Source organism: Pseudoalteromonas simplex, assembly GCF_015278155.1.
Classification (GTDB): domain Bacteria; phylum Pseudomonadota; class Gammaproteobacteria; order Enterobacterales; family Alteromonadaceae; genus Pseudoalteromonas; species Pseudoalteromonas simplex.
Map to the genome: position 1 here is coordinate 883184 of NZ_JADILN010000001.1, position 21405 is coordinate 904588.

The 21405-nt window shown below is 40.7% G+C and carries 23 protein-coding genes; 17 read left to right on the forward strand and 6 right to left on the reverse strand.

Going from position 1 to position 21405, the window contains the following annotated elements:
- Positions 1-91 precede the first annotated feature (91 nt).
- Positions 92-3163 carry an efflux RND transporter permease subunit gene (locus tag IRQ78_RS03770; protein ID WP_187490048.1) on the reverse strand — a complete coding sequence of 1024 codons (3072 nt, stop codon included), beginning with the start codon at positions 3161-3163 and terminating at the stop codon, positions 92-94.
- Positions 3163-4248: an efflux RND transporter periplasmic adaptor subunit gene (locus tag IRQ78_RS03775; RefSeq protein ID WP_194441381.1), complete on the reverse strand. Its 1086-nt coding sequence runs from the start codon at positions 4246-4248 to the stop codon at positions 3163-3165. Before IRQ78_RS03775 ends, IRQ78_RS03770 begins: the two co-directional genes overlap by 1 nt.
- Positions 4249-4365: 117 nt before the next feature.
- Between IRQ78_RS03775 and IRQ78_RS03780 the strand changes: the two genes are divergently transcribed.
- Positions 4366-5277 (forward strand): LysR family transcriptional regulator, encoded by a 912-nt coding sequence (locus IRQ78_RS03780; RefSeq protein WP_194441382.1) that lies wholly within the window; start codon positions 4366-4368, stop codon positions 5275-5277.
- Positions 5261-5569 (forward strand): MGMT family protein, encoded by a 309-nt coding sequence (locus tag IRQ78_RS03785; protein WP_323741525.1) that lies wholly within the window; start codon positions 5261-5263, stop codon positions 5567-5569. The genes IRQ78_RS03780 and IRQ78_RS03785 overlap by 17 nt, the downstream gene beginning before the upstream one ends.
- On the opposite strand, the gene trhA is transcribed toward IRQ78_RS03785, so the two are convergent.
- Positions 5566-6195, reverse strand: coding sequence for a PAQR family membrane homeostasis protein TrhA (gene trhA, locus IRQ78_RS03790; protein WP_194441384.1), 630 nt, complete (start codon positions 6193-6195; stop codon positions 5566-5568). The genes IRQ78_RS03785 and trhA overlap by 4 nt on opposite strands.
- A gap of 258 nt (positions 6196-6453) precedes the next feature.
- Between trhA and IRQ78_RS03795 the strand changes: the two genes are divergently transcribed.
- The 15 genes from IRQ78_RS03795 to IRQ78_RS03865 all read left to right on the forward strand — a co-directional run bounded on the left by IRQ78_RS03795 (position 6454) and on the right by IRQ78_RS03865 (position 17666).
- Positions 6454-6732 carry a hypothetical protein gene (locus IRQ78_RS03795; RefSeq protein WP_054551984.1) on the forward strand — a complete coding sequence of 93 codons (279 nt, stop codon included), beginning with the start codon at positions 6454-6456 and terminating at the stop codon, positions 6730-6732.
- A 220-nt stretch (positions 6733-6952) separates the two neighbouring features.
- Positions 6953-7531: an LON peptidase substrate-binding domain-containing protein gene (locus IRQ78_RS03800; RefSeq protein ID WP_194441385.1), complete on the forward strand. Its 579-nt coding sequence runs from the start codon at positions 6953-6955 to the stop codon at positions 7529-7531.
- Between the two features lie 62 nt (positions 7532-7593).
- Positions 7594-8217 (forward strand): sigma-70 family RNA polymerase sigma factor, encoded by a 624-nt coding sequence (locus IRQ78_RS03805; RefSeq protein ID WP_054551986.1) that lies wholly within the window; start codon positions 7594-7596, stop codon positions 8215-8217.
- Entirely contained in the window at positions 8210-8860 is a 651-nt protein-coding gene (locus IRQ78_RS03810) for a ChrR family anti-sigma-E factor (protein ID WP_194441386.1), read from the forward strand. The genes IRQ78_RS03805 and IRQ78_RS03810 overlap by 8 nt, the downstream gene beginning before the upstream one ends.
- A 10-nt stretch (positions 8861-8870) precedes the next feature.
- Positions 8871-9824 (forward strand): YbgA family protein, encoded by a 954-nt coding sequence (locus tag IRQ78_RS03815; protein WP_054551988.1) that lies wholly within the window; start codon positions 8871-8873, stop codon positions 9822-9824.
- Positions 9824-11215, forward strand: a complete 1392-nt coding sequence (gene phrB, locus IRQ78_RS03820; protein ID WP_194441387.1) for a deoxyribodipyrimidine photo-lyase — start codon at positions 9824-9826, stop codon at positions 11213-11215. Before IRQ78_RS03815 ends, phrB begins: the two co-directional genes overlap by 1 nt.
- Position 11216: 1 nt before the next feature.
- Entirely contained in the window at positions 11217-11663 is a 447-nt protein-coding gene (locus IRQ78_RS03825; protein ID WP_054551990.1) for a nuclear transport factor 2 family protein, read from the forward strand.
- Positions 11663-12373, forward strand: coding sequence for an SDR family NAD(P)-dependent oxidoreductase (locus tag IRQ78_RS03830; RefSeq protein ID WP_194441388.1), 711 nt, complete (start codon positions 11663-11665; stop codon positions 12371-12373). The genes IRQ78_RS03825 and IRQ78_RS03830 overlap by 1 nt, the downstream gene beginning before the upstream one ends.
- Positions 12370-13626 carry an NAD(P)/FAD-dependent oxidoreductase gene (locus IRQ78_RS03835; RefSeq protein ID WP_194441389.1) on the forward strand — a complete coding sequence of 419 codons (1257 nt, stop codon included), beginning with the start codon at positions 12370-12372 and terminating at the stop codon, positions 13624-13626. The genes IRQ78_RS03830 and IRQ78_RS03835 overlap by 4 nt, the downstream gene beginning before the upstream one ends.
- A complete protein-coding gene (locus tag IRQ78_RS03840; protein WP_166340822.1) occupies positions 13619-14350 on the forward strand; it encodes a DUF1365 domain-containing protein in 732 nt (243 codons plus the stop codon). Before IRQ78_RS03835 ends, IRQ78_RS03840 begins: the two co-directional genes overlap by 8 nt.
- A 22-nt stretch (positions 14351-14372) precedes the next feature.
- On the forward strand, positions 14373-15635 hold the full coding sequence (locus tag IRQ78_RS03845; protein ID WP_166340823.1) for an SAM-dependent methyltransferase: 1263 nt from the start codon (positions 14373-14375) through the stop codon (positions 15633-15635).
- Positions 15613-16107: a DUF2878 family protein gene (locus IRQ78_RS03850; RefSeq protein ID WP_166340824.1), complete on the forward strand. Its 495-nt coding sequence runs from the start codon at positions 15613-15615 to the stop codon at positions 16105-16107. The genes IRQ78_RS03845 and IRQ78_RS03850 overlap by 23 nt, the downstream gene beginning before the upstream one ends.
- Positions 16108-16162: 55 nt before the next feature.
- Positions 16163-16660, forward strand: coding sequence for a chalcone isomerase family protein (locus IRQ78_RS03855; RefSeq protein ID WP_166340825.1), 498 nt, complete (start codon positions 16163-16165; stop codon positions 16658-16660).
- Positions 16653-17186: a DUF3833 domain-containing protein gene (locus IRQ78_RS03860; protein ID WP_054551997.1), complete on the forward strand. Its 534-nt coding sequence runs from the start codon at positions 16653-16655 to the stop codon at positions 17184-17186. The genes IRQ78_RS03855 and IRQ78_RS03860 overlap by 8 nt, the downstream gene beginning before the upstream one ends.
- Positions 17187-17390: 204 nt before the next feature.
- Positions 17391-17666, forward strand: a complete 276-nt coding sequence (locus tag IRQ78_RS03865) for an HU family DNA-binding protein (RefSeq protein ID WP_004586404.1) — start codon at positions 17391-17393, stop codon at positions 17664-17666.
- An 82-nt stretch (positions 17667-17748) separates the two neighbouring features.
- Here IRQ78_RS03865 and ilvN read toward each other — a convergent pair whose 3' ends face one another.
- From ilvN to IRQ78_RS03880, 3 genes are all read right to left on the reverse strand, one after another.
- The gene (ilvN, locus tag IRQ78_RS03870) at positions 17749-18246 is read right to left on the reverse strand and encodes an acetolactate synthase small subunit (protein WP_054551998.1); all 498 of its coding nucleotides are present in this window, start codon (positions 18244-18246) and stop codon (positions 17749-17751) included.
- Positions 18246-19970, reverse strand: coding sequence for an acetolactate synthase 3 large subunit (locus tag IRQ78_RS03875; protein WP_054551999.1), 1725 nt, complete (start codon positions 19968-19970; stop codon positions 18246-18248). Before IRQ78_RS03875 ends, ilvN begins: the two co-directional genes overlap by 1 nt.
- A gap of 791 nt (positions 19971-20761) precedes the next feature.
- Positions 20762-21405, reverse strand: a 644-nt coding sequence (locus tag IRQ78_RS03880; protein WP_194441390.1) for a transposase, incomplete at its 5' end; no start/stop codon positions are given.

The window sequence follows — 21405 nt, forward strand, 5'->3', positions numbered from 1 at the left end:
TTATTACCTTTTTGTTTATTAAAATAATAGGTAATAAAGAAAAAGCCCTAACAGTTTGCTGATAGGGCTTTTGGTTGAGAGTCAATCTGTATTAATTGGCGTGACGCTGTTTAGGTACTTTGATCTTAAACAGCATGGTATAGAGCACAGGCACAACAATCAGTGTTAGCACTGTCGCAAAACCAAGACCAAACATAATGGTTACCGCCATTGACTGGAAGAATACGTCAAATAGCAGTGGGATCATGCCTAAAATGGTGGTAATTGCTGCCATCGCTACAGGGCGAACACGGCTTACACCAGAGTCGAATACTGCTTTGTAAGGGTCTTTGCCACTATCGAGTTCAAGATTAATTTGATCAACTAATACAATGCCGTTTTTAATGAGCATACCGCTTAAGCTCAGTAAGCCAAGTAGGGCCATAAAGCTAAATGCTGCATTCATTAGTAATAAACCAGCTGATACACCCACAATGGCTAGTGGCACTGTTGCCCAAATCACTAAAGGCTTTTTAACTGAATTGAATAGTAATACAGTTATAGCGAACATAGCTAAGTAACCAAGAGGTAATGAGCCGAAAATAGCTTTTTGCGCATCTGTTGATGACTCATATTCGCCGCCCCATTGCAATTCATAGCCACGAGGTAGTTCAATAGCTTCAATGTCTTTACGAACACGTGCAAAGAGCTTCGCTGGAGTCTCATCGCCAATAACATCGTGGTCAGCCATTACAGTGATGGTACGCTTACGGTCACGTCGCATGATCAAGCTGTCTTCCCACTCAACAACAAAATCATCAACCACTTGTGTCACCGGAACAAACACTCCTAACACTGGGCTGTAAATTTGTAAGTCGCGCAAGCTTTCAACGTTTAAGCGCTCTTCAGCAGGTGAGCGAGCAATAATAGGCAGCATTTGCGTGCCGTCTTTATATACGCCCACTTGTTTACCCGATAAGCTAGTTAACAGCAGCTGATCAAGGTCTGATTTAGCAATCCCTAAACGACGGGCTTTTTGCTCGTTAAATTGTGGACGAATTAACTTCGAGCGAGCACGCCAATCGTCACGAATATTAAATGCCCCCGCATCTTGATGCAGAATGTCTTTCGCCTCTTTTGCTAATTGGCGAAGTACCACAGGATCAGCACCAGAAAAACGCGCTTCAATTTTTGCATCTGTTGATGGGCCAATTTCCATACGTTTTACTTTGAGCTGAGCATCAAGTACATGCTCGTGTTGGTAATCGCGTACTTTTTTGATCATGGTTGTAACAGCTTCGCGGTCTTTTACTCGAATAATCAATTGCCCATAAGCTGGGTATGATTTTTCAGGTGCGTAAGTCAGCATGAAACGCGGTGCACCTTGACCAACCGTTGTGGTTATTTCTTCAACCAGTGGGTCGGCTTGTAAGAATTTTTCGAGCTTTGCAACACCATCCATAGTGGTATGAATATCAGCGCCTTGCGTATGCCAATAATCTACATAAAACATAGGAGTATTCGATGCTGGGAAGAACGACTGCTTGATAAATTTAAAGCCATAAACTGAGCTAACAAGCATGATCACCATCAGCAGTAGCGTGGTTTTACGGTACCGCATTGCTGTATGCAACACGCCTTTATAAACATTGAAAATAACACCTTGATAAGGGTCTTCATCGTGATGCGGCTGTTTTTCAGTGGCTTGTTTAAACATTAAATCAGCGAAAAAAGGCGTTAAAGTAATAGCTGTGATCCAGCTTAGTAACAAGGAAATAAACAACACCCAGAACAAGCTGCCAGCAAACTCACCACTGGCATCTGAACTCAAGCCAATCGGCGCAAAGGCAGTAATTGCAATAACCGTAGCCCCCAGTAATGGCCACTTGGTTTGATTAACAATGTTAGTCGCCGCTTGCAGTTTTGTTTGTCCGCGCTTGAGGTTAATTAATATACCTTCGGTAACCACAATGGCATTATCTACCAGCATCCCTAAGGCAATGATTAAAGCACCAAGCGAAATTCGCTGTAAATCAATGGCAAATAACTTCATGAAAATGAAGGTACCTAATACGGTCAGTAGCAGTATTACACCAATCAATACGCCACTTTTAAAGCCCATAAATATTAAAAGTACAATAATAACGATGGCAACAGCTTCAAGTAGGCTGATAATAAAGCCACTAACTGACTTCTCAACCTCTTCTGGTTGGTTATAAACGCTGTTAATTTCCATACCATGTGGTCGTTGATACTCTAGTGACGCTAAATGGGCATCAATATTTGCACCTACATCAACAACGTTAACGCCAGTGCTAAACGACACACCTACCAGTAATGCTTGCTGCTGGTTATAGCGAATAATATTGTTAGGGACTTCGGCGTACTCACGAAAAACGGTGGCAACGTCACCTAAGTAAATAAGCTCATTTTCACCAGGCTTAGAAATAAGTAAATTTTCGAGCTCTTTTACGTCTTTAAATTCACCGGTTGGGTGTAAGCGAATTGATTCATCGCCAACACGCACTTTACCAGCGTTCGACACGCTATTTTGAGTTTGTAAAAGTTGATAAATACGATTAGGCGAAATACCTAACTGGGCAAGCTTGCGGGTTGAAATCTCAACCATGACTTGTGCTTGTTGCTCGCCACCCACTGTTACTTTACTAACGCCATCAACCAAAACAAGTTCACGTTTTAAATAATCAACGTAATCTTTAAGCTCATCGTAAGAATAACCATCGCCAGTGACTGCATACATCACCCCGTATACATCACCAAAGTCATCCATAATCTTGCTTGGATAGACACCTGAGGGCATAGACGATGCCTGATCATTGATTTTACGACGCAGTTCGTCCCATATTTGGCGTAAGTCTTGTTTACGATAATTGCTTTTCATCTCGACGGTAATTTGCGATTTACCCGGTGATGAAATACTGGTTACGTAATCAACATACGGTAGCTGCTGAATTGCATTTTCAATAGGGAAGGTGACTTCTTCTTCAACCTGCTGTGGTGACGCGCCCGGATAAAGGGTGATCACCATGGCTTTTTTTAGGGTGAATTCAGGGTCTTCAAGTTGTCCTAAGCCAAAGTAAGCGACGGTTCCACCAATCAGTAGAAACAGCGCGAACATCCAGCTAATGACTTTTCTTTCAATAGCGAGTGCAGCAAAGCTCATTATAAGCCTCGCTCTTTTTGCCATGGACGCACTTTCATGCCTTCTTCTAAAAAGTGCACACCAGCAGCCACAACGATTTGGCCTTCTTTAATACCTGAGAGTACTTCAATGCCATCACGATGTAATTGGCCAACTTCAACAGCTTGCTTGTGCACTAAACCGGTATTTTGGTCATAAATCCACACAAAGCTGTTGTCGTTTTCAGACTTGGTAGGCTCTGAGAATACCGCCTCAACAGGCAGCAATGTATAAGGTGATTGTGAACTGGTGATTTTGCTTAAGTCTATATCAACGCGGCCAGTCATACCGGCAAGTAGATTAAAATCTTCTGGCACAGGTAATGAAAACACAACTTTATACGTTAAAGTAATTGGGTCGGCTTGGGTATCAAACTCTTTAATGGTTAATTGATATGACTTGTTTGGATAACCATCAAATACAACATCAGGTTGATAGTGAACGTCTTTATCGATGCGTGCAATGAGTTTTTCGGGTACTTGAATAACCACGTCCATTAGGTCGCGGGTTTCAAGGCGTAGGATGTTTTGTTTTGCTTGAATGTTTTCAAAGTTTTTCACAAATACCTTTGCCACAGTACCCGCGAACGGCGCGCGTAATTCGCTATTATCTAGGTTGGTTTTGGCAATTTTAAGCGCTGACTCAGCAACTTGTTTATTAGCAAGGGCTTGGTCTAACTCAGATTGGCTGGCAATTGAGCGGTTAAATAGCTTTTGCACACGCTCAAGTTGAGACGCTGCAAGTTCATAACGTGCTTTGCGCTCATCATATTGCAGTTGAAAATCTTCAGGATCGAGTTTGGCTAAAAGCTGGTCTTTCTCAACGTGTTGGCCCGCAAGAGCAGGGAACTCAAGTAACTCACCATTTACTCGAAAGGCAAGGTAAGATCCTTGGTTAGCAACCACTTCAGCAGGAAAGCTGCGAATGCTCTGCTCCGAATTATTACCAATATTAAACAGTTTTACAGGGCGAACTACCGACTCTGCTTCACCTTGTTGTGCTTGCTCTGAACATGCCGCAAGTAACAGAAACATACTGCTCATTAACACGGCGGGTGCCAATCTCATTGTCTTCTCCATAGATAAGAAAGCATAAATTTGCTGCAGGATACGCTGCAAAGATATAAAATAAAAATTATTAAATTTTAGAAACAGCATAAGTTTTATTTATATAGTTTGCCATTAATGAATTTAAATCAATTAATCATTCTAGATGCTATTGTGCAAAGCTCTAGTTTGAGTCAAGCCGCACTTAAATTGCATAAGACTCAACCTGCGCTCACGCTAGCGATTAAGAAGCTGGAGTCAGAGCTAGGTTTTGAGCTGCTAGACCGTAGTCAATATCGATTACACTTAACTGAAAAAGGCCGAATTTTTTATCGAGAAGCCCGACAATTGCTTAATGCAAACAGTGAGTTAAGCTCACTCGCTAAAGAGCTTGCATTAGGTAATGAGGCCAATTACAAAATATGCTACGAGCAACTTTGTCATCAAAACAGCTATAACCAAGTGATCAGTCGTACATTTAAACGTTTTGCCAGTACAGAGTTTAGTATTTCTTCAGGTAAACGTTTTGTATCTCTTGAGCAAGTTAATAGCCATGAGGCTGATTTAGGAATTGGCCCTTGGTTTGATTTGTTTCATGCAACAGGGGATCTAGAAAGTTTGCCAATTGGTAAATTTGATATAGGTATTGTCAGCGCGCCTGATGTGGTGCCAAGTTCAATCACCTTTTCAGAAATTCAAAATTACCCGTGTTTAGCCATGTTTGAAAGCGACTTGAGCTTTGATAGCGATAGGCTTTCTTATACCTTAGGCTCTGCATTAATGAAAATTGACGATATAACCAGTGTTAAGTCATTTTTACTTTCTGGTGCGGGCTGGGCAATGATCAGTTTGCAACATTGCCAAGCAGAAATCGACGCTGGTTTATTACAACAAATTAAAATAATCGATCGTGAACACCAGTTTGGTGCAGAAATTCGTGTATTTAGACAGCACTCGGTTCATCATGGCCCTGTTGCAAGAGCTATTTGGCAAGATTTTAGCGAGGTCAGTAAACATTATTTGGAGTCGAGTCGTGCAGCAGGCAACTAAAGAAGAGTTAATTTATACCATTATTTGTGCCATTCCTGAGGGGAAAGTTGCCAGTTATGGGCAAGTAGCAAAGCTTGCGGGATACCCTAATAACTCAAGGTTGGTGGGGCGGTTATTAAAAGTGATGCCCGAGGGATCAAGCATTCCGTGGCATCGGGTGGTTAATAGTCAGGGTAAAATATCGTTTCCTGAAGGCAGCAATAAGTATCTTGAGCAACGACAAAAACTACTCAGTGAAGGTGTTACCTTTAATAAAGCTAAAATTAACATGCGCCTGTACCAGTGGGACTAATATACATACAAGCTAATTGATAAGTAGTGACAAACACAGCCAACTAACACGAATACATGCCAAATTGCATGACTGTAATGGCGGGTTTTAGCGCTGTAAAACACAGTACCTAAACTGTAGGCAATCCCGCCAGCTAGCAGCCACCATAAAGCGCTTAAATCAAGGTTCAAATAAAGTGGGTAAACAAGTGCTAAGGCAAACCAGCCCATCAATAAATAGGTAGCGAGAGAGACTTTCTTATTCGTGTTTTTGACCAGTAATTTATACGCAACCCCACTCAGCGCTAAAGACCAAATAAATACCAAAGCGGCAATTGCCCAAGCCCCAGATAACGAAATAACTAAATAAGGCGTGTAGGTACCGGCAATAAGCAAGTAAATCGCACAGTGGTCACATTTTTTATAAATGGCTCGTATGCGCTCTCTGGTACTGGCGTGATATAAGGTCGAGGCTAAAAATAATACCAGCAGACTTGAGCCATACACGATGGCGCTCACCGTAGCTGACACAACTTTAGATTGTGAAATTAAGTCCCACAGTACATATACCGAAAACAGGACTCCCATGCCGTGAGTAAGCACATTAAATTGTTCTTCTTGGTGTGAATAAGGGAGTTGTTCTGTCATATCTATCTACTAAAAATGAGTGAATAAAACAGTTTCAGTGTACAAGTGTGCGCTGAAGTTGGCAATGCTTATTTTTTCACTAAATGTTGGTCAAAAAATTTAAATTCGTTGGTTATATTAACCAGTCCTGAATGAGGTTGAAAAATAAAATTATATTTAAATTTTTAAAAATCAATTAATTAAAAAATATTTTCAGGGTGGCACAACCTTTGATTAAGTAATTACGACTAATTACTTAAAGAGACAAGGAATACCACTATGAATAACTCACTTAAATTAACTACTGCTGCGTTACTTGTATTAGGGTCAACTCAAGCAAGCGCTACTGACTTTGAATTAGATATCAGCAACACCATTACACAATCTGTTAAAAGCTATGTTCAACAAGCAAGCATTGAATTGAAAGAAAGCGTAATGAACAGCATTGAGTTTGATGCTCAAAAGCTACTAGATACTTACATGAGTGAAGATGCAATTGCTTCGAAAGAAGAAGAGTTAAAAATTGCTCAAGCTCCTAAAGCAACAAACAAGCAGTAAGGAAACAAGACAATGAGTAGTGAAATCAGCTTATTTTTACTTATGGTTGCACCGGTTTTGAGTTTACTCAGTGCGTATGCATCAATCGAATTATTTCGTAACGTTGCGCAATGGTTCAACTTCTAGAGTACAAAGTAGATATTAAGATTTCATGAAATATTGATCGGCGGATTAAAAACGCACGTAATTAAAGGCATGTGGTTTTAGAATAGTAGACTTTATGAAGCGTGCGATTTTTCCTTTACCGGTTTTTATTTTACCTGAAGGGTTCACCAAGCTAAGAATTTTTGAGCAGCGTTACTTAACGATGGTCAAAGAAGCGGTACAAGATAATACAGGTTTTGTGCTGTGCACTTATCAACACGATACAGATCTTAACTTGCCCGAAATAGGTTGTTTAGTGCAAATAACCGACTTCAATCAAGATGATAATGGTCAATTACTAATTGATGTTTATGCTGAACATGCAGTGTCTATGTATAACGCATATCAGGATAAGCAGCAACTACGCCATGCTGACATCGAACTAATTACATCGCCTTCATGGTATGTAAACACACCAATCAATGACGAAAACACTCTATTGAGCGACACGCTTCGTGCTGTGTTTGCAAATCAGCCTGATTTAGCTGGCCTTTATAAAACCCCACAATTTGATAACCTTGCTTGGGTTGTTGCCCGCTGGCTCGAAATTTTGCCTATTTCATTAGTTAAAAAACAACAACTTGCCTTTAAATCTAATTTTGAAAACTTGCTAAGTTTCCTCCATACTCTAATTAACAACGAATTTACTGATTAATGTGATCTCACATCAACTTTTTGGCGTATAAGTTTTTACGACAATAATTGGATGACACAAAGATGGTAAGTCAACAACTTCAAACCGGTTGTAAACCTAACACAGGTCAATATTCTGCCATGCCAGATACACCAAGCAAAGAGCTTGCTGATGCCTTATTTGCTGTAGCAACACACCGTGATAAGCGTGCGTTTGCAGTGCTGTTCCAATATTTTTCGCCAAAAATAAAACGTTTTGGAATCAAACAATTTGGCTCTGAAGCGCAAGCGATGGAATTAGTTCAAGAAACCCTTACCTCTGTATGGCGCAAAGCGCATCTTTACCACAAAGAGAAAGGTGCTGCGACCACTTGGGTGTATACCGTGATGCGTAATGCTTCTTTCGATATGCTTAGAAAAATGAAGAGCAGTAAAGAAGAGTGCATTAGTGAAGATATCTGGCCATTGATTGATGAAGCCGAGCCAGGCCAGCATGAATTTAGTGACCATTTAGAAGATAAACAGATTAAACAATACCTTGATAAATTACCCCTTGCGCAACGTGAAGTTGTGCGCGGTGTATATTTCCAAGATATGTCGCAAGAACAGCTTGCTGAACATTTAAATATTCCCGTAGGCACAGTGAAGTCTCGTCTTCGCTTAGCCTTGCAGAAGTTACGCAATGAAATGGGAGATCACCATGATTAAGCACCATCCTAGCAACGAATTACTTGCCAAGTTCAGTGAAGGTAATTTACCTGCCACTTTGAGTGTTGCAGTCGCTATTCATGTTGAAATGTGTCCTGTGTGTCAAAAAGAGCTCGCTGCGCTTGAAGCGAAAAATGCAGATAATGTATTTGCCGAATCTGATGTTGATCTGGATGACATGGTCGATTCTAGTTTGTTTGATGCGATCACCGCTGATGAATCAATTGATGAAGTGTACGAGCAAGCGCAGGTATCGGTTAATGTTAAAGACAAAACCTACACCTTACCCAGAGCGCTCACGCGTATTGGCCACAGCAAGTTTATGCAAATTGGTAAGCTTGCCCGCTCTCGTATTGATTTAGATGATGGCGCGTTACGAGCAAGCTTGCTTCATATTGATGCGGGTGGTGAAATTCCAGATCACACACATACAGGTTTTGAGCTCACTTTATTATTAGATGGGGAGTTTAGTGATGAAGACGGACACTATGTTCCAGGTGACTTTATGATGTTAGATGGCCGGCACAATCACACACCAAAAACGATTGAAGGGTGCTTGTGCTTTACAGTTGTAAGTAGTGCCCTACACTTCAATAAAGGTATTAGTAAATTACTGAACCCAATTGGTAATCTTATCTATTAGTAGAGTTTATATGCAGCAATCGACAATTAAAATTGGTTTAAGCGCCTGCTTAGCAGGCGACAAGGTTCGCTTTGACAGCGGGCACAAAAAATCTAATTTTTGCATGGATGAGTTGGCTAACCATGTTGAATATAAAAAGTTTTGTCCTGAAGTAGCGGTAGGGTTGCCAATCCCTCGGCCAACGATCCGCCAAGTGCGTGTTGGCGATACTATTAAAGTGTGCCGCCCAGATGGCACTGGCGATGTTGGTCCTAAGTTAACAGAATACGGTAAACGCGTTGCGACAGAACAAACGGCAGAATTAAGTGGCTTTGTATTTTGCGCGAAAAGTCCTAGCTGCGGTATGGAACGAATTAAAATTTATAACGAAGCGGGTACAGGTAACACCTCGGAAGGCGTTGGCTTTTTTGCAGAGCAAATAATGGCACATAACCCATTGTTACCATGCGAAGAAAACGGTCGTTTAAATGATATGCACCTTCGCGAAAACTTTGTAATGCGTGTTTATACCTACAAGCACTGGCAAACATTAAGCGAACAACCACTCACAGTACATCGATTGACTCAGTTTCATGCCCAATATAAGTACTTATTGATGGCTCATAACTACGAAGCTTACCGTAGTCTAGGAAATCTACTTGGCACTTTTGATGGCGAAGATATCCAAACTTTGGCTGATGAATATATTTTAGGGTTAATGACAGCCCTTAAAAAACCGGCTTCACGTAAAAATAACGCAAATACCTTAATGCATTTGCAAGGTTATTTTAAAAAATCGCTTTCTAAGATTGAAAAGCAAGAACTACGTGATGCCATCGATGAATATCGCCAAGGCTTGGTGCCACTATACGTACCACTTACGCTAATTAAGCATCATTTAAAAGTGCATCCAAACGAGTATCTTGCTAAGCAAGTGTATCTTGACCCCTATCCGAACGAATTAAAACTACGCTACGGAATTTAATGAATACATTATTTTGGTTTAGGCGCGATCTGCGCCTTTTTAATAACGACGCCTTGTATCATGCAATCGAAAATGGTTGCAGAAATGCGGTATTTTTTATTACTGAAAAGCAATGGCAAAAGCATGATGTGGCTGCTATCCAGCTAGATTTATTAAAGCGTAGGCTTAGCTTCTTGGGGGAGCTTTTAGCTAGCAAAGGTATTGAATTACATATTATTGATGCAGCTGATTACGCAGGCTGTGTTGAAAAATTAGCGTCATTTTGCGAGCAGCATCAAGTAAAAAATGTATACGCTAACAACGAATATGAGCTTAACGAGGTAAACCGAGATAAAGCCTTTTTACAGCACGCTGACAGCAATGGGATTGCTTTTTACGCATACGACGGCGATGTGATTGCGCCACCGGGAAGCATCAAAAATCAAAGCGGCGAAATGTTTAAAGTATTCACGCCATTTAAAAATGCATGGCTAAAAGTTTACCAAGACACCCACTTTTATTTTGCTGAGCCGCCACAGATGTTCGAGCCAATTGAGTGGCAGCCAAATGAGTTATTGGCCCCAGACGGCAGCTCAGAAAAATGGCCTGTTGATGATGAAACGCTCAGTCACGTTTGCGCGCGCTTTATTGAAGAAAAACTCGCAACATATCAAGACCAACGAGATATCCCAAGCATTAAAGGCACCTCGGGTTTAAGCCCTTATTTAGCCCTTGGTATTGTCAGCGTTCATCAATTATTGGCACTGATCCAGCAGCGTCACCCTGATGTACTACGTAGCAGTAAAAGTAACTTGTTTTGTTGGGTTAACGAATTGATTTGGCGTGAGTTTTATCGCCATCTTATCGCGATTTATCCAAACCTAAATAAGTACGAAAATTTTAATGATAAATACAACGCTGTGAAATGGCGTGATGATGACAGCGACTTTAAAGCATGGTGCGAAGGTAAAACAGGCTACCCGTTAGTTGATGCTGCAATGAGGCAGCTTCTGCAAACTGGCTGGATGCATAACCGATTACGCATGGTGGTTGCGAGCTTTTTAACCAAGCATTTATTAATTGATTGGCGTAAAGGCGAGCGTTTTTTTATGCAGCACCTAATAGACGGCGACCTTGCATCTAATAACGGTGGCTGGCAATGGGCTGCTAGTACAGGGTGTGATGCTCAGCCATATTTCCGAATTTTTAACCCTATCACCCAAAGCGAGCGGTTTGATCCAGATGGTGAATTTATCCGTAAATATTTACCAGAGCTGGAAAAAATACCTGCTAAGCAAATCCATTTTCCGCATGATTATCTAGCGAAACAGGGTAAGTCGAGCAGTTATTGGCCAGCAATTGTTGATCATAAAGCCGCGCGAGAGCGAGCGCTTAACGCATTTAAGGTGTGACATGGACAAGGCGATCCTTGATAGGTTTATTGATGTTTATCAAACACTCAATAAAGACAATTTACAGTTACTGAATGAAATCTATCATACAGATATTCATTTCGCAGATCCCTTGCATGCGGTAAATGGTCTTGGGGAACTGCGTGAATACTTCAAAAACCTTTACGCCAATGTACTTTCTTGCGAATTTGTTATTGAAGACAGCTATGTTACTGAAAATACCGAGGGCAAAGACGACATCGCGTTTATCTACTGGACTATGCAATATCGACATCCAAAGCTTAACAAAGGCCAAGCAATCTCGGTTGCAGGCCATAGTCGTTTGAAGTTTGCTGGCGATAAAATAATTAATCATCGCGACTATTTTGACGTAGGCGCTATGCTTTACAGGCATATTCCCGTGCTTGGCTCGGCTGTGAAATACATCGATAAAAGAGCGAGTGCATAATGACGACATTAATTACAGGTGCAACTTCAGGTATTGGCGAGTCATTAGCAACGCTTTATGCAGACAATAATGAACAGGTCATTGCATGCGGTAGAAATTCAGAAAAGCTTGCTAAATTGAGCCAACATCAAAATATTGAGTCTTGCCAGTTTGATGCAACAGACCTTCAAGATATTCGTTCTAGCACAGTGGCTTATACGCAATTTGACCGGGTTATTTTAAATGCTGGCAATTGTGAGTACATTGATGATGCTCGCAATTTTGACAGTAGTTTGTTTGAGCGGGTGATCACAACCAACTTGCTCAGTATGGGCTATTGCCTTGAGGCGCTATTACCAAAAATAAAGCCCGGTGGTCAGCTGGTGCTCGTAAGCTCTAGTGTGACTTATTTACCCTTACCGCGCAGCCAAGCATATGGTGCGTCTAAAGCCGGTGTAAGTTATTTAGCTAATAGCTTAGCGGTTGATTTAAAAGATATCGATGTCACTTTAGTTCACCCTGGTTTTGTTAAAACGCCGCTGACTGATAAAAACGACTTTCCTATGCCTATGGCGGTGAGTGCAGAAAAAGCGGCAAATTATATTTATAAAGGGGTCGCGAAAAGGCGCAAAGAAGTGCACTTTCCGCACCGTTTTACCTTCATTTTAAAATTTTTAAGAATGCTTCCTACGCCACTTTGGCTGAAGCTTGCAAAAGGATTATCACGTTGAAAAAAGTGGCTGTTATTGGATCTGGCATAGCGGGTTTAAGCTGTGCGCACCTATTGCATAAACACTACGATGTAACCGTATTTGAGAAAAACGACTACATAGGTGGCCATACTGCAACCATAGACGTAAAAGTTGATGGCGTTGAGTACGCTGTTGATACAGGCTTTATTGTCTTTAACGACCGAACTTACCCATATTTTGAAAAACTACTTAAGCGCTTGGGCGTTGAGCGTCAGAAAACCCAAATGAGCTTTAGTGTGCATAACGAACAAACAGGCTTTGAATATAACGGTCATACTTTTTGGAGCTTGTTCGCACAAAAACGCAATATCTTTCGCCCTAAATTCTGGAAACTTTTAAAAGACATTGTGCGCTTTAATGATGTGTGTAAATCATTACATGCTGAAAAAAATTACAAAGCAAATCAAACTCTAGGTGAGTTTTTAGACGAGCATGAGTTTAACGAGTTCTTCCGTTTTCATTATATCTTGCCGATGGGCGCTGCTATTTGGTCAACAAGCATTAAAGAGATGGCGCAAGTTGGCATAGAGTTTTTTGTTAAGTTCTTTTATAACCATGGTTTGTTGGACATCACTAATCGTCCGCAGTGGTATGTTATTCCGGGTGGCTCTCGCGAATACATTAAACCTATGATCCAAGGTTTTGCTGATAAAATTCGTTTAAATAGTAATATCAGCTCGGTATCTCGAAAAGATGACAATGTGCATGTTCATTTTGATGATGGCCATAGTGAATCATTCGATAAAGTTGTGTTTGCTTGCCACTCAGATCAAGCTTTAAAGCTGTTATTAGACCCAAGCGAAGACGAAAAAAGTGTTCTCTCAGCGATACCTTATACGGCTAATTCAGTGGTACTACACACTGATACTACACTGCTACCAAAACGCAAAGCAGCATGGGCGAGTTGGAATTATCTGTTAAATAACAACACAGACAAAGCTGCTGTTGTAACTTATCAGATGAATATTTTGCAAGGGATTCAAAGCGATACGCAATTTTGTGTCACGCTTAACCATCTTGATGGCATTAAAAAAGATAAAATTTTACGCGAGTTTACCTATCATCACCCGGTATTTAATAAGCAGTCGATTGCCGCTCAGCAGCAAAAGTCTCTTATTGACGGTAAAAATAACAGCTATTTTTGCGGAGCGTACTGGTACAACGGCTTCCACGAAGATGGTGTAAGAAGTGCTGTAAATGTGGCAAAGCAACTCGGAGTCGAGTTTGAATAGCGCCATTTATGTAGGTGATGTTCGCCACAGGCGCTTTGCCGTCAAAGAGCATCACTTTAAATACCCGCTTTATATGATGTGGGTCGATTTAGCTAAGCCTGATGAGCTTAATGGAGTTCATCCTTGGCTTGGCTTAAGTGGTTTCAAGGCGCTTAAATTTAATCAGAGCGACTATTTTAATTATCAAACCGATATGCAGTTGCCACTCAAGCAGCGTGCACTTAACAAAATTAAAGAGCTTGGCATTGACGATCAATTTACCCATGTTTTTATGCTCGGACAGGTGCGCTGTTTAGGAATTTATTTTAGCCCGGTTAACTTTTTCTTCTTCCAAACTAGTCATGGCGAGTTCACTCACATGCTTGCTGAAGTCAGCAACACACCCTGGAATGAACGTCATTATTATGTCGTACCCCTTGAAAAAAAAGTGAACTTTAAAAAGGTTTTCTCCGTATCACCTTTCATGAACTTAGATATGAACTATCATTGGCATATTAGAATGAATTCTGATAACACCATGATTCATATTGAAAATAAAAAAGACGACACTCTTTTGTTTGATGCAACCCTGCGTTTGCAAAAGCAGCCTCTCACGAAAGAGCAGGTTAGTGCCGTGCTTAAACAGTTTCCGGCTATGACGTTAAGTATTTTTAAAGGTATTTACCTTCATGCTTTGAAGTTGTTTTGCAAACGTGTGCCATTTATTGGCCACTCGGGCAAATAAGAGAATTCAACTAGGTGATGTGATGGAAAAAGTATCAAATTTAACACAAGCCCAAACGACCGGCTGGATGACAAAGCTTTATAAAAAACTGGTAATAGGTGCATTCAATAGTATCAACATCGGTTGCATTACTCTTAAAGAGGGTAACCAAACAGAGCAATTCGGTGACATTACAAGTGATTTACACGCAACGGTCACGGTAAATGATGCTGCTATGTATAAGTCATTTGCGTTATCTGGTAGTGTGGGTGCCGGAGAAGCGTATATTCTCGGCTATTGGGATTGTGACAACCTCACTAAACTTATTGAAATATTTGCCCTTAATCAAGATCAGCTAGATGCATTCGAGAAAAAATTCGCCTTCTTAAGTGGCATTGCGCACCGAGTTAATCACATTAAAAATAAAAACTCTGCCAGTGGTTCGAAAAAGAACATCGCGGCGCACTATGATTTAGGCAACGATTTATACAGTGCATTTTTAAGTGACGAAATGTTGTATTCATGTGCTGTTTACCCGTCAAAACAAGCTAGCCTTGAGCAAGCCCAAGCGCACAAACTCGCATTGATTTGTGAGCAGGTTGATTTACAACCCGGTGATTCGGTGATTGAGATTGGCACAGGGTGGGGCGCATTTGCGATTTATGCAGCAACACATTTTGATTGCCATGTAACAACGACCACCATTTCTGATGAGCAACATGCCTATGTTGAACAAAAGGTTAAAGAGCTTAACCTTGAGCATAAAATAACGTTATTAAAGCAGGATTACCGCCTCTTAGAGGGCAAGTACGATAAGCTTGTATCAATTGAAATGATTGAAGCTGTTGGTCATGAGTATTTGCCTGGCTTTTTTGCAAAATGTCAGTCTTTATTAAAAGACAGTGGTGCCATGCTTATTCAAGCAATCACCATAGCTGATCAGCGTTATAGCCATTACCTTAAAAATTCCGATTTTATTCAGCAGTACATCTTCCCAGGTGGTTGTTTGCCTTGCTTAGACGAAATGAATAAGCAAATAAAGCAGCAAACAGACATGGTTGTGCACAGTGTAAAAGATATTGGTGTTCACTATGCAAGAACACTGGCTGATTGGCGCGAGCGCTTTGTCGCTAGCTGGCCTGAAATAGATAAAGTGAAATTTGACCAGCGATTCTATCGTTTATGGTTATTTTATTTAGCTTACTGTGAAGGTGCGTTCAGAACCCGTGCTATAAGTACAGTGCACTTAGTTGCCCGTAAACCTCGTTTTGGCCATTCTGGCGATGATATCGCGCTCGATTATTAATTTTGTTTTGTTTCAAGGAGTCTGGTTTATGGCCTTACTCCTTGAGCACAACTCTCTGATACCCGCTTTAGCTGTTGTCGCTTTGATGATTTATCTATCAAAGCAACGCCAGCAAGATAGTTGGCTACTCTTATGTGGTTTGCCTCTCGCACTGGGCTATGAATGGCTTGCCAGCAGCTTAAATTTACTTGCCTTTAAAGTAAGCCCTTTTCCTCTATGGCTTGCTGTACTTTGGGCTGCACTACTTTTAACCATTAATACTTCGATGCACTTTCTACAAAAGCTGCCTTGGTATATTGCTTGGGGTGTTTGCGCGCTATTTGCTCCTGCTAGTTACTATGCTGGAATGCGCTTTGAAGTGCTTAATACTGAGCTCGTTCTGTGGCAGTTTTGGCTCGTTTATGGTTTGGGTTGGGCAAGCATGTTTATGGCGATAATCGCTATTAATAAGCGATTTTTAGCGGCTAAATGATCAGTTTTAGGTGGTTTTTCGTAGTGTTTTACAACACAACTTTAAGGATTATTCGATGAAACAGTCACTTAATTTAAGTTTATTTGCTGCGTTATTGTTCTCTGCGGGCGTGTATGCAAATGGCTTTAAAACGGTGGGCCAAGCGAAAATGGAGTATCTGTTTTGGGATGTGTATAACGCCAAATTAGAGACCCTATCGGGCTCGTATCAATTTGGCCAACACCCCAGCAAACTTACACTCACTTATTTGCGGGATTTCGATGCGAAAGACATCGTCAAAGCAACCAACGAGCAATGGCAACATTTAAAGCTCAATGACATGGTAGGTGCTTACGATAAACAATTATTAGCCCTTTGGCCTGATATCAAAAAAAACGATTCTTTGTCGTTTCAAACCAACGAGCAAGGAATTGGTACTTTCTACTTTAATGATAAAAAGCTAGGTCAGATCGATGATAATAGATTCGCTGACAACTTCTTAGCAATTTGGTTAAGCGCCGACACGTCTGAACCATCACTTCGTAAACAGCTTATTGGAGGGAAACATGATTAAGCTCAAAGCACTCTTTATTTTTGCTATGGTACTGTTAATTACCAGCTGCTCTGCGCCAGATGTTGATTATTATCACGGAACAGAGCCTAAGTTTGACTTTAAGCAGTTTTTTAGTGGTGAGCTCAAAGCCTACGGCGTTGTGCAAGACCACAAGGGCGAGTTAACTCGTAAGCTGGTAGTTGACATGCAAGCATCTTGGAACGGCAATCAGGGAGTGATTGACGAGCAATTTGTTTATGATGATGGCGAAACGCAAACCCGTGTTTGGTACATCACCATTAATGATGATGGCAGTATCACAGGAACAGCATCAGATGTGATTGGCGAAGCAAAGGGTGAGAGCAATGGAAGCGTGTTCCATTGGACATATTCTGTCGAGCTTCCATATGATGGTAGTACTTTAGTGGTAAATTTCGATGATTGGATGTACTTGGTAACACAATCACGCTTGATAAACCGTACCGCTATTGATAAGTTTGGCTTTGAGGTCGGGGAAGTTACCTTGGTTATCGAGAAAATTGAATGATGGTTTGGCTATCATAAAATTTTGTGATGGAAGTTAAATTAAGTCTTTATTAATACTGATGTCACTAACCTTGTGATTGATAGTTAAATAGTAGTCATTTTTGAATAAATTACGTAAAAATAGCAATTTGCTGTTGCTAACTTCTCAAAAATGCATAAAGATAGGTTTTGCGAAGGCAAAATAATAACGAATAGGAATCTAACAATGAATAAAGCTCAATTAGTTGAAAAAATTGCTACTGATGCAGAAATCTCAAAGGCGGCAGCAACTCGTGCACTAGATGCATTCACTGGCGCAGTTACTAGCTCTCTTAAAGAAGGTAACTCAGTAGCATTAGTTGGTTTCGGTACTTTCTCAGTAAAAGAGCGCGCAGCGCGTACTGGCCGTAACCCACAAACTGGTGCAGAAATCCAAATCGCAGCAGCAACTATCCCAAGCTTTAAAGCGGGTAAAGGTCTTAAAGACCAAGTTAATCCTTAATAGGGTAACTTACTAATTATTGAAAAAAGGGCTTATAGCCCTTTTTTTGTATCTGGAGTTTTGTCGCGCTAGCGAAAAAGGCTTATGCCTTTAACGCTTTATCACCACGACCAATACCAACCGCACCTGAACGTACAACTTCAATAATGTCTGATTCATGACGCAAAGTATCAAGGAAAGATTCAATTTTTTCTGTGCTCGCGACAAGCTGCAGTGTGTAGCTGTGGCGCCCCATATCTAAAATAGCACCTTGGAATACATCAGCAACACGCGTTACTGCTGCTCGAGTGGTTTCATCTTGGGCAAAAACTTTCACTAATAATAGTTCACGCTCGATGTGCGCCATTTCGGTTAAGTCAATAATCTTAAGAACATCTACAAGCTTGTTCACTTGTTTAGTGATTTGCTCAACGATGCGATCATCACCCATGGTTGTAATGGTAATACGCGAAAGAGAATGATCGTCAGTTGTGCCAACAGTCAGGCTATCGATGTTGTAAGCGCGCTGTGAAAATAAGCCTACAATGCGCGATAACGAGCCAGGTTCGTTTTCTAATAAGATTGATAAAATACGGCGCATTATGCTTTTACTCCTTTACGTAACCACATATCATCGACTGCCCCTAGCTTGATTTGCATAGGGTAAACATGTTCTTTTTCATCTACACAGATGTCTAAAAATACCAGTCTGTCGTTAATAGACATGGCTTTTTCAATAGCAGGTTGTAGTTCATCAATATGATCAACGCGAATACCTACGTGGCCATAGCTTTCTACTAATTTCACAAAATCGGGAAGTGATTCCATGTAAGAAGATGAGTGACGACCTGAATACATCATATCTTGCCACTGACGTACCATGCCCAGTGAGCGGTTATTTAACGACACTACTTTCACAGCTAAATTGTATTGTAAGCAAGTTGATAGCTCTTGAATGTTCATCTGTATTGAACCATCACCCGTCACACAGATAGACTCTTTATCAGGGAAGGCAAGCTTAACGCCCATTGCTGCAGGTAAACCAAAGCCCATGGTGCCTAAGCCACCAGAGTTAATCCATTGGCGAGGGTGTTTAAACGGATAATACTGAGCTGCAAACATTTGATGCTGACCTACATCAGAGCTAATGTAAGCATCACCATTGGTTGCTTTGTAAATTGCCTCGATAACCGCTTGTGGTTTGATTTTATCGCCATCCGTGCTGTAGCTCAGGCATTTTTGTTCACGCCAGCTAATGATTTGACGCCACCAGTCTTCTTGTGCAGAACGATCAATTGAAATAGGGCTCTTATCAATCGCCGTTTGTAACTGCTCAAGCACTGTTTTCAAGCAGCCAACAACCGGGATGTGCGCTTTAATTGTTTTAGAAATTGAGGTTGGGTCAACATCAACATGAACGATAGTGGCATTAGGGCAGAACTTTTTAACGTTATTTGTTACCCGATCATCGAATCGAGCGCCTAAAGCTAAAATAACATCAGCATTTGCCATGGCTTTATTTGCCTCAAGGCTACCATGCATACCTAACATACCAATAAAGTTAGGATGAGTACCGCTGATACCACCTAGACCCATTAAGGTGTTAGTGATTGGCGCGTTTAATGATTCAACCAAGTGAGTTAGTTGCTCAGAGGTATTTGATAGAATAATGCCGCCACCTGAGTAAATAACCAGTTTTTTAGCTTCTAAAATTGCGTTCACTGCTTTACGAATTTGTTTTGAGTGGCCTTTAGTGTTCGGGTTATAAGTTCGAAGCTCAGTTGTTTTTGGAAATTCGAATGGGAACTTTAACTCAGGGTTAAGCATATCTTTAGGTAATTCAACCACAACCGGACCAGGGCGGCCTGTGCTGGCTAAGTAGAATGCTTTAGCTAAGATTGTTGGAATATCTTTTGCGCTTCGACAGTTATAGCTGTGCTTTACGATAGGGCGAGAACAACCAACAATATCAGTTTCTTGGAATGCATCATCACCAATTAAACCAGTAGGAACTTGGCCAGATAACACCACCATTGGGATAGAATCCATGTACGCTGTCGCGATACCTGTTACACAGTTTGTAGCGCCAGGGCCAGAAGTTGCTAGCACCACACCGACTTCACCGGTAGCACGGGCATAACCATCAGCCATATGAGTAGCGGCTTGTTCGTGACGTACTAAGATATGTTCAATATCTTCTTGTTGAAATAACGCGTCATATAAATCAAGAACAGACCCACCAGGGTAGCCAAAAATATACTTAACATTCAATTCTTTAAGTGCCCGAACAACTAGTTCGGATCCATTGTATTCAGTTGTACTCATCCTCATTCCTCTGTGTGTGCAAGCATAAATGCATAAAAAAACCCCCGCATATGGCGGGGGTTTTTTAAAAAGCGTGCTTTCACCTTTTAATAGCCTCCCGCTGGGCTTGTAACTAAGACCAGTACGAGAACGTTGACGACTAAAAGGTGACGGCGAATATTCATTATTTTTTAATTTTCTTCTAAAAAATGCACAGCCGACTAGATGGCTGCTGTTTAAAAAATGTTAGTAGTATTTTTAAGTGTTTTGGAAACTGATGTCAACCGCAAATGTGGCTTTTTGCATTAATTTTTCTTTATTTGAGTTTTTTGATATTTTTGTTGCATCTAGATGCCTAGCTGTCATTGTTTTGGGGTGTAACTATGCATTGAATTGTTCGTGTGGAAAATGGCTAATCAAACCAATAGATAATACATTTACGTTACTGCCTTGCATAACTTAGCTACTATCAGAATGGTTTCTTTTTTATAATTAGACACCCACTTTAACACCTCGCTACAATAAGGTTTGGATATTTTTAAATAGACACCCAACTTATATTTAATCAGTTTAATGAGACACCCAACTTATTTTTAAACAGATGTAGCTTAAGTAAGATGTGAATTATTGAGAACAAGCTGAATTGCTAGAAAGAATAGTGATTTTTCATTGTCATTTATTAAATTTCAGCCTTATGTGCTGAGTTAATCTTTAATTTTACACACTGGTCAGCGCTAGTTGCAAAAGTCGTTATGCCTCTAGAATTAAAAGGATTGGATTTGTAAGACTGATTTTTAGTGTCGAATGCGTACCTAAGTAAATAAGGCTAAGCTATTAGCTATAGAACTTCTTCGTTTTCGTTTCATATGATTTGTATAAGCTGTGATAGCTTGTTCTTTACCCGCCGTATTCTTAAATGAGCGTGAAAAAGAGGTGGTGAGTGTAAGCCAGTTATCAATACAAATATTTAATCGTTCAAGAATTGGTAACGCATCTTCGGGGATTCTCCCTGGCTTATCTTCTCGTATTGAGCGGCCAGTCCAATCAACGAGTTGCAGGTATGTTTTGAGCTCATACGGCAGACCTTTAGGCATATGCTTATGTGGTTTACCTGCAAAGCGCATAAGTGATTTTGGTTGCTTATTGTTTTGAGCTGACTCAATGCGTGTTTTTATACTGGTGTAGTCAGATTGCTCAGGTAAATCAGCCGCTTTCGCTCTTACAGGGTTTAGGTCAACATACGCAAGACAAGCTGCAAGAGCTGCTTCATCAAGTAATGCTTGTGACTTGAACCGACCTTCCCAAAAGCGACCTTTACAGTCATCTTCTTGATTTGCTTGTCGTGCAATACTCTCATTAAGAACGCGCATAAACCAACTGATGCTACTGAGCCTCTCTCGATATAAATTTACTCTGGTATTAACCGCAGAAAGCTCTGCTTTTGTTAGCAATTCGC

Excerpts from the sequence above, each read along its gene's own strand:
- IRQ78_RS03770 (WP_187490048.1), bottom strand. The coding sequence starts at position 3,163 with ATGAGCTTTGCTGCACTCGCTATTGAAAGAAAAGTCATTAGCTGGATG.
- IRQ78_RS03775 (WP_194441381.1), bottom strand. The coding sequence starts at position 4,248 with ATGAGATTGGCACCCGCCGTGTTAATGAGCAGTATGTTTCTGTTACTT.
- IRQ78_RS03780 (WP_194441382.1), top strand. The coding sequence starts at position 4,366 with ATGAATTTAAATCAATTAATCATTCTAGATGCTATTGTGCAAAGCTCT.
- trhA (WP_194441384.1), bottom strand. The coding sequence starts at position 6,195 with ATGACAGAACAACTCCCTTATTCACACCAAGAAGAACAATTTAATGTG.
- IRQ78_RS03795 (WP_054551984.1), top strand. The coding sequence starts at position 6,454 with ATGAATAACTCACTTAAATTAACTACTGCTGCGTTACTTGTATTAGGG.
- IRQ78_RS03800 (WP_194441385.1), top strand. The coding sequence starts at position 6,953 with ATGAAGCGTGCGATTTTTCCTTTACCGGTTTTTATTTTACCTGAAGGG.
- IRQ78_RS03805 (WP_054551986.1), top strand. The coding sequence starts at position 7,594 with ATGGTAAGTCAACAACTTCAAACCGGTTGTAAACCTAACACAGGTCAA.
- IRQ78_RS03810 (WP_194441386.1), top strand. The coding sequence starts at position 8,210 with ATGATTAAGCACCATCCTAGCAACGAATTACTTGCCAAGTTCAGTGAA.
- IRQ78_RS03815 (WP_054551988.1), top strand. The coding sequence starts at position 8,871 with ATGCAGCAATCGACAATTAAAATTGGTTTAAGCGCCTGCTTAGCAGGC.
- phrB (WP_194441387.1), top strand. The coding sequence starts at position 9,824 with ATGAATACATTATTTTGGTTTAGGCGCGATCTGCGCCTTTTTAATAAC.
- IRQ78_RS03825 (WP_054551990.1), top strand. The coding sequence starts at position 11,217 with ATGGACAAGGCGATCCTTGATAGGTTTATTGATGTTTATCAAACACTC.
- IRQ78_RS03830 (WP_194441388.1), top strand. The coding sequence starts at position 11,663 with ATGACGACATTAATTACAGGTGCAACTTCAGGTATTGGCGAGTCATTA.
- IRQ78_RS03845 (WP_166340823.1), top strand. The coding sequence starts at position 14,373 with ATGGAAAAAGTATCAAATTTAACACAAGCCCAAACGACCGGCTGGATG.
- IRQ78_RS03850 (WP_166340824.1), top strand. The coding sequence starts at position 15,613 with ATGATATCGCGCTCGATTATTAATTTTGTTTTGTTTCAAGGAGTCTGG.
- IRQ78_RS03855 (WP_166340825.1), top strand. The coding sequence starts at position 16,163 with ATGAAACAGTCACTTAATTTAAGTTTATTTGCTGCGTTATTGTTCTCT.
- IRQ78_RS03860 (WP_054551997.1), top strand. The coding sequence starts at position 16,653 with ATGATTAAGCTCAAAGCACTCTTTATTTTTGCTATGGTACTGTTAATT.
- IRQ78_RS03865 (WP_004586404.1), top strand. The coding sequence starts at position 17,391 with ATGAATAAAGCTCAATTAGTTGAAAAAATTGCTACTGATGCAGAAATC.
- ilvN (WP_054551998.1), bottom strand. The coding sequence starts at position 18,246 with ATGCGCCGTATTTTATCAATCTTATTAGAAAACGAACCTGGCTCGTTA.
- IRQ78_RS03875 (WP_054551999.1), bottom strand. The coding sequence starts at position 19,970 with ATGAGTACAACTGAATACAATGGATCCGAACTAGTTGTTCGGGCACTT.